Raw genomic sequence first — 13577 nt, forward strand, 5'->3', positions numbered from 1 at the left:
CGTCGAATTACTCGCATACGGGAGAGGAGGATTATTTTGAAAAAGGTATACATGATTGCCCTTATCCTTTTAGTTGCGATTCTCACGGGATGTACTAGCCCAAAAGCAACGCCCGAAAATGTCGCAATGCCAGATAACTTCGGATTCATACTAAAGTACGGCTATGGCCCGAAGAAGAATGAGTTGAATACTATGGAAGGTACTTTTACCAAAGACTTAGTAATGATTGATCCAGTCAGCACTGAGCTACGGTTAACCACCGACGAGATGAAAAGTATATACGAAGAGATGGTCAAAATAGATATATTGAGCTATCCGGATGAGTTTTCTCCCGATTCCGTCGGCCCAAGACCCGCCCAATCTTATGAATTTACCGTTCGTTTCGGAAACACCACTAAAAGAATACTTTGGAAAGAGGTATCCTATTCAGACTCTAAACAAGCAGTCCAACTAAAGAACTTCATTCGGAAGATTATAGATATAATTGAAAGCAAAGAGGAATTTAAGAGATTACCACAAGCTCAGGGGGGTTATTGTTGACTTAACTCGCCTTATCCCACATCGTCTTCGGCAACTTCCCGACGGTATCCATCAGCAACTCATACACGTCCAGGTCCATTACGTCGGCCTGGGCGTTGTTGTTTTTAGCCACCAGTTGCCGCAGGGTGGGCCGCTGTTCCCGTAGCTTCCGCATCGCCCGGTTATGACCCTCGATATGGGAACCGTGGTACTCCTTCAACGTATCCCACTTCTCGGGGTCAAGAGTGTGGACAGCCTCAAACATGGAATTGACAATTTCACGGGTTTCACCTTGAGCCCCCCGTTCCCAGAGGCGTTGTTTGAACACATTCTTTACAAGGGTTTCCTCGGAGAAATCCAGCATGAATGGTGGCATTATTACTCCGATTGGATACAGCGATCGCTTGCAGGGGTTCTTCTGGATGATTTGTTAGAACTTCATCGCATCGAGCTAACTGCTGTTCCATCATGCGAACTTATCAGCCTGGATTTTTTGCCTCGTAGGGAATCACGAATCCCCAGGGCTTATTCGCTCGGAAGCCTCCGGCAATTCAGCGATTTCGGATGGTGTAGGTGATGAGGTGGTCGTAGACCGTTTTACTCACGCCGATAAAGAGGAATGTTACTGTTTCTCCCCGGATGGGCTCATAGGAATGACCTGCCTTGACCATGCCATTGAGGAACCGGTCGGTATTGCCCATATCGTCGTATTTACCCAGGTAAAGGGCCGATGCAAAGGCACTGGATTTACGTCCTTTATCGGTGGCTCGCAAGGCAATCACCAGGCCATGTTGAATTGGTGTGAATGCTTCTTCGACGTAGTTCTCGTTAATAAAGTGTTCACTCTTGTAGATGTCCGACCGGATCAAGATGAACATGAGAATTCCAGCAAATCTGATCCAAATCGATCTTGAACAGATGTTTGTCCTCCTTTTGAATGATGAAGTTAACAAAGGCTCACACTATAAGAAAAGGGAGGCAATTAAATGTTTTTCTTTACTGGATTCTTCTCAGGCTTCATTTCAGGGTTCTTCTTCAGCTTGCTAACATTCTTCTTTCCCTGCCATTGTAAAGATCGGTTTCATGATGAGGACTCAACCTGTATGACCAAAACCTCATGTTCCACGTCTAGTTAGGTGGATACGCTCGTTCAGCGATAACTAGACATCATGGAATACTGGTTGGAACACCAGTTGGGCCACACGATCGCCTTTTTGATTTCAATGGGTTCGCCACCAAGGTGGATAAGAATCACGCCGATATCTCCGGTATAATCGGCAGCAATCGTTCCTGGTGTGTTTAGCACGGTCACACCGTGTTTCAATGCCATCCCGTTGAGGGGGCGTTACTTGAGCTTTCATCAATTAAACTGACACCCTTTGATTACATCTCGGCCAACATCTTTTTGATGGTTATCGATCTCAGCCTCGACCGCCTCATTGGGAACGGGTATCCTCAACCTTTGCCTCAATCTTTTGGACATTGGTCAATCGGCCTTGGTTCTTAAGCACAAGTTCAATGGCCTTCAGCTTTTTACCGTCGCTTTCGCTAGTCAGAACGATACCTTGGAGGATCGTGTAAGTCTCCGCAAGGAAGTCGTTCAATACAAATTCTGCCACATCATTCTGGTATGCGATGAAGTCGGGCTCTTGTTTCATGGTATAAGGAGCGATCGGTTACCCCAACTTCTTCAGCAATCTGAGCCATGGTCATCTTGTGGAAATCGTTGGTGGCAAAGATTTCATCAGCTCGAAACTACTGGGCAGACAGCCGATAACCTTTTGACAAGGTAATCACCTCCATTCTGTAATCCTGTTAATTCCTACGTCTACAGTAAACATTAAAAAACGCTCTGCCCATCAGCGTCGGGCAAAGCGTTGTCATCACAGTCTTTCGAACGGATATTCTGCCAATATGCTGTTATCTTGTTATCCACGTTCATTCTGCTTATTGGCTGTACCTGCTGTCTTATATTGTTACATCGGGATTGTAAATCGCATATCTCCCGAAACTGTCCGAGTCATATTAGATGAAGCCAATATTACCTATTAGAATACGAAAACGTGGAAAACTTCAAACGATCTAGACTTCGAGAGTAAAAAAAGAATCGAACCCCTTTACGAAACGCCACCCCAAAGTTACCTCGCCTACCCTACTTTACTGATTTTGGGATGAGCGTTTTCATCATTGTATAATTAACAAACACCTGTCCGTTAAGATATTTCTCTCGCTTTTCAACACACTTAAACCCTTTGAGCTCGAAGAAATCCTTTGCGGTAATGCTGGCTTCAGTGGTGATTGTGGTTACATCAAGTTTCGCCGCCTCTTTTTCAAAAGTTTCTAACAAGGTCGATGCAACACCTTTTCCTTGATAATCTTTATGAACGTACAGGGTGTGAAGATAGCCTTTTTCTGTTAGATCTCCGAAGCCCAATATTTGTTGGTCTCTTTCGACAACGTACGAGATATTTTCCCTCATGAATCCGGCCCATCGTTTTTCATCGGGTTCTAAGGGTGCCCAGGCTTCCAGTTGATCAACTGCATAGTCTCGTGCGTTAACAGTATGGACTGTATCATAGAATAGCTGTAAGACTTGAGGTAAATCAGAATCTCGATATCTTCTCACATTCAACGTTATCTCTCCGATTCTTTCGGTGATGAACGGATTGAGACTATTATCGTCGGTTACCGGTAATAAAACAACTGTATTGAGGCGGCAGGTTCGAATCCTGTCCCCAATCATAGTTTTGCTGGGATTTTGTGTAGCGGAAAATTTTAATCCCCATCCCTATTCGTAGGCTCGTCGGGTATAAGGCTTACCCCGGAGTTACCATATGGTGGCGGAGGATCAGCAAATTGCATATAGCCATTAGTGCAAGGATTTGCATAACGCATTTGAGGTTCTTCGTTGCCCCCAATGTAATTATGGATAGAAGGTCCTCGTTCTAGTATTTCGACTTGTTGATTAGCGGTATTTTCCCGTGGTTTGAAGTCGGGGATGTTAGAAGTACTTACATGGTCCCGTAAGACGCTCATAATTAGAATTCCAGATAAAAGGAGTATCACAAAAGAAAATCGAGCTTTCCCTTTTGTCGTCATAATTTATACCCCCAACAATCAACTACCTTATTGACGATTATATTAATTGTTGGGTTCCACACTTGGGTTTTGTACAGTTAGGTAGTCACTAACGTTTGTTTTTAACGCCCGGAGGAACACCTACGGGGGTTTGGGACAGTTAAAGATCGTGGAATAGTTAATGCCGGAATGAGATGTCCTGGCTTTTTTTGCGTGTGTTTATAAGATGATTTATTTATTTGTTATTTCAGAAATGGAAATTTGAAGTCGATAGTTTCCGTAGCGTAAAATCTTGTCTAATAGCTTTTCAAGATCATCTTGATTCCTTACTCGTGCCTTAAGCCAATAGCACCCTTCCCCACTGATCCGATGAGATTCCACAACCGATTCTTCATGGAGGACAAAACTTTGAAAAGATTTGTGATCATTACTCTTCATACACACCGTAATCAAAGCTACGATTATTCTGCCCAATTTTTCTTCATTAATTTTTACGGTATAGCCTTCTATGACTCCGATTTCTTCAAGACGACGAATGCGAGCAGAAGTGGCCTGTCCAGTCATGTGAACAATTTCTCCAATTTCTTTCCACTGCATTCGGGAGTTTTTACGTAAGAGTTTAAGTATTTCGAGATCAGTTTGATCGAGCATTCAAATTCAATCCTTTCAGGATGAAATAAAATTGGCTCATTTCCTTTCATCAGTCCATCGTTTTTTTCAATGATGATACCTACAATAATTAACAAAGGTCAATAAAAACGATGGAGGGATTTGTTCATGAAAATCAAGTTAATCCGTCACGCCACGACAATTTTACAGTTCGGTGGAAAGAAGATTTTAATAGATCCAATGCTTAGTCCAGCAAGGGCAATGGCACCCGTCGATTATTCGCCAAATCGTCAAAACAATCCTCTTGTAGAGCTACCGGTCACCATCGAGGAATTCTTTGATGTCGATGGAGTTTTGTTGACTCATACTCACCGTGATCATTTTGACGATGAGGCAGCGAGATTATTACCTAAAGAAATTCCTGTTTTTTGTCAATTGGATGATAAACAAAAACTAAATGACTTAGGATTTGCTCAGGTATATCCAATTCGAGAAAAGATAAATTGGGAAGGATTAAAAATTACTCGAACAAGCGGCCAACATGGTTCCGGGGATTTGGCTAAAAAAATGGGGCCTGTATCAGGATATATATTATCTGCACCGGAGGAACCAACACTGTATTTTGCTGGTGATACAATCTGGTGCACTGAAGTAGACGTTGCTCTTGATAAACACCAGCCTAATATAAGCGTATTATATGGAGGGGCAGCACAGTTTTTAGAAGGAGGACCTATAACAATGACATCTGAAGATGTTATTCGAGTATGCCGTAAGATTCCAGAAATGAACGTCGTTGTTGTTCATTTAGAAGCATTTAATCATTGTGTAGAAACAAGAGATGCGATAAAGAGAGCACTTAATGATCAGGGACTATCTAACAGCGTATGGGTTCCTGAAAATGGAGAATTATTATCTTTTTAATTTTCTTTACAGTTGGGTTGTCATTACAGTTTGGCTTTGATACCTAGAGCTACGCTTACGCGGGTTGGGAACAGCTAAATATAGAAGAAATAGTTCAAGCCAGGATGAGTGTTCCTGGCTTTGTTCGCTCATATGCTTTTGTTACCGTCTGCAAAGATAATTCAGTGAGTGCTCATGTTATTTAAAAGAATGTTCATCTGGCAGGTTCAATTTTCGAATGTCACACTATACCAGTTAATGAATATATTGCAGTGCTAGAATAAAAGAAAGGAAGATCGGAGTGCATTATTATCACAAACAGGTACCACCTTTTCCTCAACCATTTCAACCATATCAACCACCTGTTACCCCATTTCCCCCGAATATCCCTTTGCCTCAGTATCCCCTACCGGGATACCCGCAACAAAGGTATCCTCAACCTCCTGGCTATCCTCAGTCCGGTTATCCACGACCAGGATATCCTGCACCCCCATTTCCTCGACAACCACAAGTTCCACAACCGTCTCAACAAGTCATTTTAAGATTTTATGAACTACAACAAAACCCGCAAAGAGTTCAGGAGTTAATTCGACAAAGACAAAGCGTGGGCGGACAAGGTTATGTATATTTTAGCCCAGGTTGTATAAACCAGTGGACTATAATCGTTACTATTTATGGAGCAGTATTCTTGATGTATATCACTGAATCCACTCCTCAGGTAACTCGAGGTTTTGTATTCCCCACCTTTACGTTTACGTCCTTCCCTTCTAATTTAGTGGTAATTTCCGACTGTGCCTTTTAAAAGTCAATTAATATTAAACAGGTAAGGTCCGATTCGTCCTGTTAACCTTTCTTGAAAGAAGTTTTGGTCGCTGCATATATTGCATCGACCCTACATGGGAGGGAATTCTATGTCTGAACATGAGAGCGAACATTTATATCATTTTTCTGCAGAAAGACAGCCCATATTTCCTTATTACCCGCCGTTCTTTCAACTTCCTTATCCGGTTTATCCACCTTTCTTCTTTTATCCACCTTATTATCGCCCATTTCCATATTACCCACCCTTTTATCCTTATCGTCGACGGTTTTAAAAGGATAGTTCGGTCTGCCAATCAGATTTGTAAACACTTGAAAACGGCGATGGTTCAGGATGATTGTCCTGGACCATCGCCGTTTTTCATAAATGATATTACTCACGAAAATATATTTACATATCTTTCATAACTTACATTCGGCCTAGTCACAAGATACCTCGTCTTGTCAAATGTCACAAAAGGTTATGTGATTAACTGATTGCGTATGATATCTTGATATTACTGGTACTAATTGGGGGGATTATAATGTTTGTCCGCGAAGGAAATATGGCCGATGCCTCAGTTATAGCCCGAATCACTGTTGATACTTGGCGAACAACCTATCGAGGGATCATACCCGACGAAACCCTTGATAAATTGTCATATAGCGAACGGGAAAAATTCGTGATCGATTTTCTCGCCAATCCGAAAGAAAATACCTTTTTGTTCGTTTACGAAAACGCTCGAGAGGATGTTTTAGGCTTCATTTTGGGTGGGCCTGAGAGATTTGGCATGACTAGATTTTCGGGCGAGATTTATGCGATCTATGTTCTTGAAAATTATCAAGGAAAATGTATCGGCAAACAACTTATGCAGGCGGCCTTCAATAAAATGGCCAAATCCGGTTATACATCCGCATCAGTATGGGTTTTAGCCGATAATCCCTACAGACATTTTTATAAAAAATTAATGGGTATCTTTGTAGAGAACAGGTTTTTCGATGGGCTAAGCTTCGCTATTTACGGTTGGGATAACATACGGAATGTAGAGAATCTTTAGTATTGATGAGATTTTTGTTTTTTGCCGTACGAAGTCAGAAGTCTCTATAACTTAGATGCTTCGGTGATTTTAAGTATTCAATTAGGATTGCCGGAGGTATTGCCTCCGGCAATCACGACATTATTGAGATTTAACCTCCGTTGCGGCGGCGACGACGGCAGCGTACGCGAATGACCGCAGTATCCCCTTCGTTGAGAGTAATTCTAACGACTTGACGAGCCATTTGCTCTTCCTCCCTTCTGAGTGGATTCCTAATTACTCTACGCAAAACTGCCAAATTTCGTTAGTCAGTTAACAGTTTAATTCTTACTACCAATACTCTACGAGGTGTCATCCGCCAGTGCCCAAAATATCAATTTCATTTTCTTTGATTAGTACAACCTTCGAATGCGTGTAAGACCTTTGGGGTCATAGATATAAGCTTGGTAACAGCAATAAGCTTTAATGACTAGTGTTAAAATGGAGCATTTTAGTAACACGAGGCAGGAATTGCTAATTTTACGTCGAAGATTGCACTAGAGAGTCTAGAAATTAAGACACGATATGACAACAAAGGGGATTCACTCGTGGATAAACTAAAATATAAATCGATTTTAGATTTTATTGGTCCCATTGTATTAACGCTTGGGTTGATCTCCGTACCAGTTCAAGCCTCAGCGAGTAATACTGTCACATATACCGTAAAAACCGGCGATACCTTATGGGCTATATCTCAGCACGCTGGCGTAACCATGAATAAACTAATCGAACTGAACCCACAAATCGTTAATCCAAACTCTATAAAAGTTGGTCAAGTTCTAAATCTTTCCGTTCGGGACATGCCCAACACAGAGAGCCGGCAAAACGCTACCCCTTTAATCTCTTTTCAAATGGTTAAACAATCAGTAAATGCAGAACAAAGTTCGAACAAGGACTCAAAGCAGAAGATTGCTCAGGCTATAATTTCCACAGGAAAAAAACTGCTTGGCAAACCCTATAAGTATGGAGCTCAGTCTATGAATCCTTCCGCCTTTGACTGTTCCAGTTTTACACAATATGTGTACGGGGTAAATCACATTAAACTCAATCGTGTTGCTTCCCAACAGGCCAGCCAAGGACAAAATGTTGACAAGAGTCAGATGCGGGAAGGAGATTTAGTTTTTTTCTGGAACAGTGATACTCAAAATAAAAAAGGATTAGAAAGAATTGGCCATGTCGGTGTTTATTTAGGAGATGGCAAGTTTATACACTGCTCTACCTCTGACAAAGGAGTTATTATAAGCGATATAAATGATAAATATTATTTGAAAACTTTTATTTGTGCCCGTAGAGTACTTTTGTAAAACCTAAGTGGAGCATGTCCCTTATAATAAAAGTAAAGGTCCAGGATCGTTTTCCTGGACCTTTTGGATTGCTTTTTAAGTTCAGTTCCTCATTATGGGATTAAGGGGATATCTTCTCGGAAGGTTTTGCATGATTCGTTTCGAATTTATCTAGAGTATAGCTTATTTATGCGAGGAGATTATACATGCAGACTAAAATCAAAAAGATAATCGTTGAGTATGTAGGCCCGGTTATGTTCGCGCTTATTTTATCCCTGTTTATCCGAACTTATATTGCGGAAGCCTACTGGATCCCCTCGGAATCGATGGTACCCACGCTAAATGTCAATGATCATTTAATCGTGGAAAAGGTGACCGAAAAAATTGTTGGTTTTGAGCGGGGAGACATCATTGTTTTTAAAGCCCCCCCTCAATTGGCTAAGGACGAAAACCTGATTAAGAGGGTTATAGGATTACCCGGTGATACGGTTGAAATCCATAATGGAAAACTCTATATCAATAACGAAGTTTTAGACGAACCCTATGTGAAGGTAAAAATGCTTCAAGATTTTAAACCTTTTACGGTACCTGAAAACAGCCTTTTTGTTCTGGGTGATAATCGAAATAACAGCTACGACAGCCGTTACTGGGGGGTCGTACCCCAAGAAACTGTGATCGGGAAAGCTGTGGCTCGGTACTATCCATTCAATGAAATGGGGCTACTTGGTCATAGATAAGCTTCAATAGGAATGAGTTTTTAAGGACAAATTTATCCTGTGTAGCGTGGCCGACGAGGCCACGCTTTTGTCTTATTTCAGCAGTTTAACTATCACCTTATTACCTCCGGTAGTAACGATCAACTCCCCGATTCCATAAAATACAACATCAATGGAATTAAAAGGATTTCGAGGAGGGTATTAAAATGTCAAGACGGCACAGACATCATCAGCATCATCATTGTCAATCGGTCGCTTACTCCAATCCCACTACTTCGGCTCAGCCCGCACAAGCTTGTCCACAACTCCCCGGAACGCTGGTACGAATTTTTATTCCCGCTGGTGCAGTCATAAACTTATTGAATCTAATCGAGGTGAGTTCGCCGAGCGGCATTTGTCTGGTCGTAAGAATACCGATTTTAGGTGGTAATTCGACCGTTTCCAGTGTCTTAGACTCTATCCGTCAGGCCGGCGGTACTGTCGAGTTTATGACAGAGTAAGGATCCAACATCAAAGACCTGCCGTAGCTGTAAGCTGGCAGGTCTTTCGATTGCTTATTGTTGGTTCCCTTGTTCATTCGGATTCGGGAGTTGGGCACCTTCTGTCCGGTTGACCATCGTCGCTTCGGGATTGGGTATCTCCTGTTTGTTCACACTTTTATTCGTTTCGGTCAATGTAATCACCTCCCACGACTAGTATGGTCGGTTTTTTATGGATTATGGACCTTCGCCCCGATCAGTTTGACCGGATTTTCAACTTACGATAATGAAACGGTATCATAAGTTGAAAACTCTCAAGTTTTTACCTAGTCGTGAAATCACGACAACATAACGTTTATCACAACAAATCATAACGTTGTGAATTGTTGTGATAAGTCAAATATGATGTGATTGTGATGAATGGTTTCTTTTGGTATGATAGGAGTGAGGCTTGTCCAGATTCGATAGAGGAGATTTGAAATATGAGCGATGAACAAGTGCTTACCTGCGAGAATGGCGCCACAAGGGAACAGATAGATGACAGTGATTCCAAAATAGACCGCTACACCCTAGGCATCCGGGGGATCACTAAAAAGCAGTTACAAGACGAAATTCGACAATCTGGAAAATCGGTCGATGAGTTTATCGGCTATCTTTTGTCTTTACATACAGAACAACTATCGAAAGCCACTTTTACGGAATCGCAAAAAAGCGCTATTGCTGAAGTGGAACACCATTTGAATCGTATCGGCCAAATCATGGCCCATTTGCTCGGTTCCGCCCGATCACATATCGAAGCGTCTGAATTACAAGCCCTGAATGCCCGTTCTGAATTGGATTCAGTAAAAGCGGAATTGCTCGATGTGCAGCGGAAAGCTGAAAAAGAAATTGCCGAAGTGAAACAAAAGGCTAAGGTGACTGTAGAGGCAGCAGAAGAAATTGCTGCCAAAGCGCAAAAGCAGGCCCTTGAGCTGGAAGAACATCTGCACAAAGCTCGGGAGGAATTTAAAGAACAACAAGAACTCTGGATGCGGCAGTTGAGCGAGTCTCGAGCTAATGCCGCACAAACCAACAAGCTATTGTCGATGACGGAAGCAGCACTGGAGGAAACAAGAAGAGAACTGGAAAATCGAAAAACCCTCGCGAGTGAAGTGGACAAGCTCAAAGAGACTCTCGATACAATAGAAAAGAAAAACCGCAAAAAAACTCTTGAGGCAGATCAGACGCAAAAAAAGTTAAATCTAGCCGAAAACAAGATTTGTTCCCTAAAAGAAGAGCATCAAACTGCCTTATCAACGTTAGAGCAGCGATTGGCCCAGCAATGGTCTTTGGAAAAAGAGAAGGCTGTTCTGGAAACACGGGAGGAAGAACGGCAGACACATTATCGTCTCCAGGAAACGATCGCTGCTTTAAGAGAAGAAAATGCTCGGTTGCGGGGTGATTTGGCGGTGGCGCAAGCTTCTGCAACAGCAAGGAGTGAGAAAGGTTGAGCCTTCCCTCTCGTTCTTCTAAAGGCCCGATTGCCCTTCCAAACTCTTTGCCAGAGGAAATTCAAAGAGTACGCCAAGCCGCTCGTTCGCAACAAACGATTAAATCCTATCAAGCTGACTGGCGCCATTTTTCCACGTGGTGCCGCCAATCATCTCAATGTGCTTTGCCAGCTTCGTCGGAGACGGTGGAAGCCTATTTGGTCGCTATGGCTCAAAATGGCTATAAATACTCCACCATCTCCCGCCGTCTATCTGCTATAAGCAAAGCCCACGAAATCGAAGGCAAGGACTCTCCCACCCATTCCTTAATCGTTCGAACGGCCCTTCAGGGGATCGCTCGGCTTCACGGCTCGGCTCAACGAGGCAAATCGCCCATTACCGTCACTCACTTAAGAGAAATGATGGGCCACATTCCCCTAACCCTGCAAGGTCACCGGGATCGAGCCCTGTTATTGCTCGGGTTTGCCGGCGCATTTCGCCGTTCTGAGTTAGTTCAACTTAATGTGGCGGATTTACAGTTTGTAGCTGAAGGAATCCGCGTGAACCTGCGGCGCTCAAAAACCGATCCCTTGGGAGGGGGATTCATCAAAGGGATTCCCAACGGGGACCACGAAAACACTTGTCCAGTCCGAGCCGTTCGACAATGGATGGAACGTGCAGGTATCAACGAGGGCCCCCTATTTCGTCCCGTAACACGTCACGATACGCTTCGTCAAACCCGTTTAAGCGATGCTTCCGTAGCGCTAATCGTGAAACGATATGCTCAACAAGTTGGCTTGGAAGTCAGCCAATTTTCCGGACACTCTCTTAGGGCCGGTCTGGCGACAGCAGCCGCGTCTGCTGGTGTGGAAGAACGCTTGATTATGAACCAAACGGGGCATCGTTCTGTCAAAATGGTTCGCCATTACATCCGGGAGGGTTCACTCTTCCGGCAGAATGCTGCTAAAGGTATCGGATTATAGTCGGTGAATAGGGATTGAAACCTTGGAATCAACCAAAAAGTTCCGATCATTCCGCATTTTCTTAATCAAAAAAACTAAAATCATGTTGACTTTAGTATTGAGATTTGATAAATTATATCTCGTCACCGGCGCAATGCCCGATGACGGACGATTAGCTCAGCTGGTTAGAGCGCATGCCTCACATGCATGAGGTCGGCGGTTCGATCCCGTCATCGTCCACCAGATTGCCGAAGTGGCGGAATTGGCAGACGCGCTGGTCTCAAAAACCAGTGAGGTCACCCCTCGTGCCGGTTCGACCCCGGCCTTCGGCACCATTTATGCGGAAGTAGCTCAGCGGTAGAGCATCGCCTTGCCAAGGCGAGGGTCGCGAGTTCGAATCTCGTCTTCCGCTCCATTTAAACCACATGCGGGTGTAGTTCAATGGTAGAACATCAGCTTCCCAAGCTGAATACGTGGGTTCGATTCCCATCACCCGCTCCATATGATTTCTAGGGGAGTAGCTCAATCGGTAGAGCGGCGGTCTCCAAAACCGTAGGCTGCGGGTTCAAGTCCTGTCTCCCCTGCCATTGAATTTGCCGCTGTAGCTCAGTCGGTAGAGCGTATCCTTGGTAAGGATAAGGTCACCGGTTCAATCCCGGTCAGTGGCTCCATATTTTACGATGCGAGAGTGGCGGAACTGGCAGACGCGCACGTTTGAGGGGCGTGTGGGCAACCGTGGGGGTTCGAGTCCCCCCTCTCGCACCAAATTGAAATTAAAAACCCAGGCTTAAGCCTGGGTTTTCTGTTTCTTCATTCGAGTTTTTTCATTTCAATTTTACACTCAGCTTGTTGCTTTACACTTAGCTTTCAGCTTTACATTTAGCTTGCTGCGATATCAGCGCGAACACCGATAAAAGACTCCCACATACTCACAGCCCGTTCTTCTTCCACTTCACCGTCAATGATTTGGGTAGGCAACGGGCACCGGCTCTCTACGCCCTGCAAGAAATGCTCAAATTGATCCGGGGGAAAATCTCTCGCTTGCCGAACGGCCTTGCGCTCACCATAATCGAATATCAACAAACAATCGATTAAGCCGTTCTCTTTTACTTTTGAATAGAAATGCATCCCTTTTAAGTTCTCCGGGGAACCTTCATTAACGGCAGTCAATATGCGGTAAGGCTTTTCCCCAGCCTGCAAGGCCCATTCTTCCATAGGCTTATCCTCCCTATCAGTATCAATCCTTTTTTCGACGCGATTCTCTATAATCCTCCCCTGTTCCCGTTACTTTGCCGTTGAAAAGCTAAGCCATTCGACCTTTCCCTTAAAAAACCTCGTTTACGTTATTGACGACCTCCCTAAGATAACTTATACTAATCCTTGTCGTCATGGCGGTGTAGCTCAGTTGGTCTAGAGCATACGGTTCATACCCGTAGTGTCGTAGGTTCAAATCCTACCACCGCTACCATGGGCGATTAGCTCAGATGGTTAGAGCGCTTGCTTGACATGCAAGAGGTCAGCGGTTCGATTCCGTTATCGCCCACCACCTTCATATAATTAGTGAGAAAGAGTTTTGAGCCTACTTGGTTCAAAGCTTTTTTTATATCCAGAAAGATTCTCACCAGAAAAAAGCGTTCATTATCGTTTAATGATACTTCCATTTCTGAGTCTATTTTGAAATTAAGGGG

General features: G+C 43.6%; 14 protein-coding genes, 9 tRNA genes and 1 pseudogene. 17 read left to right on the top strand and 7 right to left on the bottom strand.

Annotated elements, in window-relative coordinates; all coding sequences use genetic code 11:
• Positions 1–36: 36 nt before the first annotated feature.
• Positions 37–540 (top strand): hypothetical protein, encoded by a 504-nt coding sequence (locus H1S01_RS13615; RefSeq protein ID WP_188040994.1) that lies wholly within the window; start codon positions 37–39, stop codon positions 538–540.
• Position 541: 1 nt separating this feature from the next.
• On the opposite strand, the gene H1S01_RS21195 is transcribed toward H1S01_RS13615, so the two are convergent.
• The 5 genes and pseudogenes from H1S01_RS21195 to H1S01_RS13635 all read right to left on the bottom strand — a co-directional run bounded on the left by H1S01_RS21195 (position 542) and on the right by H1S01_RS13635 (position 4248).
• On the bottom strand, positions 542–895 hold the full coding sequence (locus H1S01_RS21195; RefSeq protein ID WP_207732335.1) for a hypothetical protein: 354 nt from the start codon (positions 893–895) through the stop codon (positions 542–544).
• Between the two features lie 175 nt (positions 896–1070).
• Positions 1071–1397, bottom strand: coding sequence for a hypothetical protein (locus H1S01_RS21200; RefSeq protein WP_207732336.1), 327 nt, complete (start codon positions 1395–1397; stop codon positions 1071–1073).
• A gap of 558 nt (positions 1398–1955) precedes the next feature.
• Positions 1956–2232: pseudogene (locus H1S01_RS21555) on the bottom strand (phBC6A51 family helix-turn-helix protein).
• A gap of 439 nt (positions 2233–2671) precedes the next feature.
• On the bottom strand, positions 2672–3145 hold the full coding sequence (locus tag H1S01_RS13630) for a GNAT family N-acetyltransferase (RefSeq protein WP_341479106.1): 474 nt from the start codon (positions 3143–3145) through the stop codon (positions 2672–2674).
• 683 nt (positions 3146–3828) lie between these two features.
• On the bottom strand, positions 3829–4248 hold the full coding sequence (locus tag H1S01_RS13635; RefSeq protein ID WP_188040996.1) for an Lrp/AsnC family transcriptional regulator: 420 nt from the start codon (positions 4246–4248) through the stop codon (positions 3829–3831).
• A gap of 126 nt (positions 4249–4374) precedes the next feature.
• Here H1S01_RS13635 and H1S01_RS13640 point away from each other — a divergent pair, with 126 nt between their 5' ends.
• Complete coding sequence (locus tag H1S01_RS13640) at positions 4375–5127, top strand: MBL fold metallo-hydrolase (RefSeq protein WP_188040997.1); 753 nt, start codon at positions 4375–4377, stop codon at positions 5125–5127.
• Between the two features lie 888 nt (positions 5128–6015).
• On the opposite strand, the gene H1S01_RS13645 is transcribed toward H1S01_RS13640, so the two are convergent.
• The gene (locus tag H1S01_RS13645) at positions 6016–6162 is read right to left on the bottom strand and encodes a hypothetical protein (RefSeq protein ID WP_188040998.1); all 147 of its coding nucleotides are present in this window, start codon (positions 6160–6162) and stop codon (positions 6016–6018) included.
• Between the two features lie 287 nt (positions 6163–6449).
• Here H1S01_RS13645 and H1S01_RS13650 point away from each other — a divergent pair, with 287 nt between their 5' ends.
• The 13 genes from H1S01_RS13650 (at position 6450) to H1S01_RS13710 (ending at position 12654) form a co-directional block, all read left to right on the top strand.
• The gene (locus H1S01_RS13650) at positions 6450–6962 is read left to right on the top strand and encodes a GNAT family N-acetyltransferase (protein ID WP_188040999.1); all 513 of its coding nucleotides are present in this window, start codon (positions 6450–6452) and stop codon (positions 6960–6962) included.
• A gap of 566 nt (positions 6963–7528) precedes the next feature.
• A complete protein-coding gene (locus tag H1S01_RS13655) occupies positions 7529–8284 on the top strand; it encodes an NlpC/P60 family protein (RefSeq protein WP_188041000.1) in 756 nt (251 codons plus the stop codon).
• A gap of 185 nt (positions 8285–8469) precedes the next feature.
• On the top strand, positions 8470–9000 hold the full coding sequence (lepB, locus tag H1S01_RS13660; protein ID WP_188041001.1) for a signal peptidase I: 531 nt from the start codon (positions 8470–8472) through the stop codon (positions 8998–9000).
• A gap of 185 nt (positions 9001–9185) precedes the next feature.
• Positions 9186–9479, top strand: a complete 294-nt coding sequence (locus tag H1S01_RS21565) for a hypothetical protein (protein WP_243237330.1) — start codon at positions 9186–9188, stop codon at positions 9477–9479.
• Between the two features lie 461 nt (positions 9480–9940).
• Complete coding sequence (locus H1S01_RS13670; RefSeq protein WP_188041002.1) at positions 9941–10948, top strand: coiled-coil domain-containing protein; 1008 nt, start codon at positions 9941–9943, stop codon at positions 10946–10948.
• Entirely contained in the window at positions 10945–11910 is a 966-nt protein-coding gene (locus H1S01_RS13675; protein WP_188041003.1) for a site-specific integrase, read from the top strand. The genes H1S01_RS13670 and H1S01_RS13675 overlap by 4 nt, the downstream gene beginning before the upstream one ends.
• A gap of 145 nt (positions 11911–12055) precedes the next feature.
• A tRNA-Val gene (locus tag H1S01_RS13680) sits at positions 12056–12132 on the top strand.
• Between the two features lie 4 nt (positions 12133–12136).
• Positions 12137–12224, top strand: a tRNA-Leu gene (locus H1S01_RS13685).
• Positions 12225–12229: 5 nt separating this feature from the next.
• Positions 12230–12304: transfer RNA gene (locus tag H1S01_RS13690), tRNA-Gly, on the top strand.
• Between the two features lie 12 nt (positions 12305–12316).
• Positions 12317–12390, top strand: a tRNA-Gly gene (locus tag H1S01_RS13695).
• A 10-nt stretch (positions 12391–12400) separates the two neighbouring features.
• Positions 12401–12476 (top strand) — tRNA-Trp (locus tag H1S01_RS13700).
• An 8-nt stretch (positions 12477–12484) separates the two neighbouring features.
• A tRNA-Thr gene (locus H1S01_RS13705) sits at positions 12485–12560 on the top strand.
• A gap of 11 nt (positions 12561–12571) precedes the next feature.
• Positions 12572–12654, top strand: a tRNA-Leu gene (locus H1S01_RS13710).
• 114 nt (positions 12655–12768) lie between these two features.
• Here H1S01_RS13710 and H1S01_RS13715 read toward each other — a convergent pair.
• Complete coding sequence (locus H1S01_RS13715; RefSeq protein WP_188041004.1) at positions 12769–13104, bottom strand: hypothetical protein; 336 nt, start codon at positions 13102–13104, stop codon at positions 12769–12771.
• Between the two features lie 175 nt (positions 13105–13279).
• Here H1S01_RS13715 and H1S01_RS13720 point away from each other — a divergent pair.
• Positions 13280–13357, top strand: a tRNA-Met gene (locus H1S01_RS13720).
• Position 13358: 1 nt separating this feature from the next.
• A tRNA-Val gene (locus H1S01_RS13725) sits at positions 13359–13435 on the top strand.
• Positions 13436–13577: the final 142 nt, after the last annotated feature.

The sequence above is a fragment of the Heliobacterium chlorum genome (genome assembly GCF_014502795.1).
Lineage (GTDB): Bacteria > Bacillota > Desulfitobacteriia > Heliobacteriales > Heliobacteriaceae > Heliobacterium > Heliobacterium chlorum.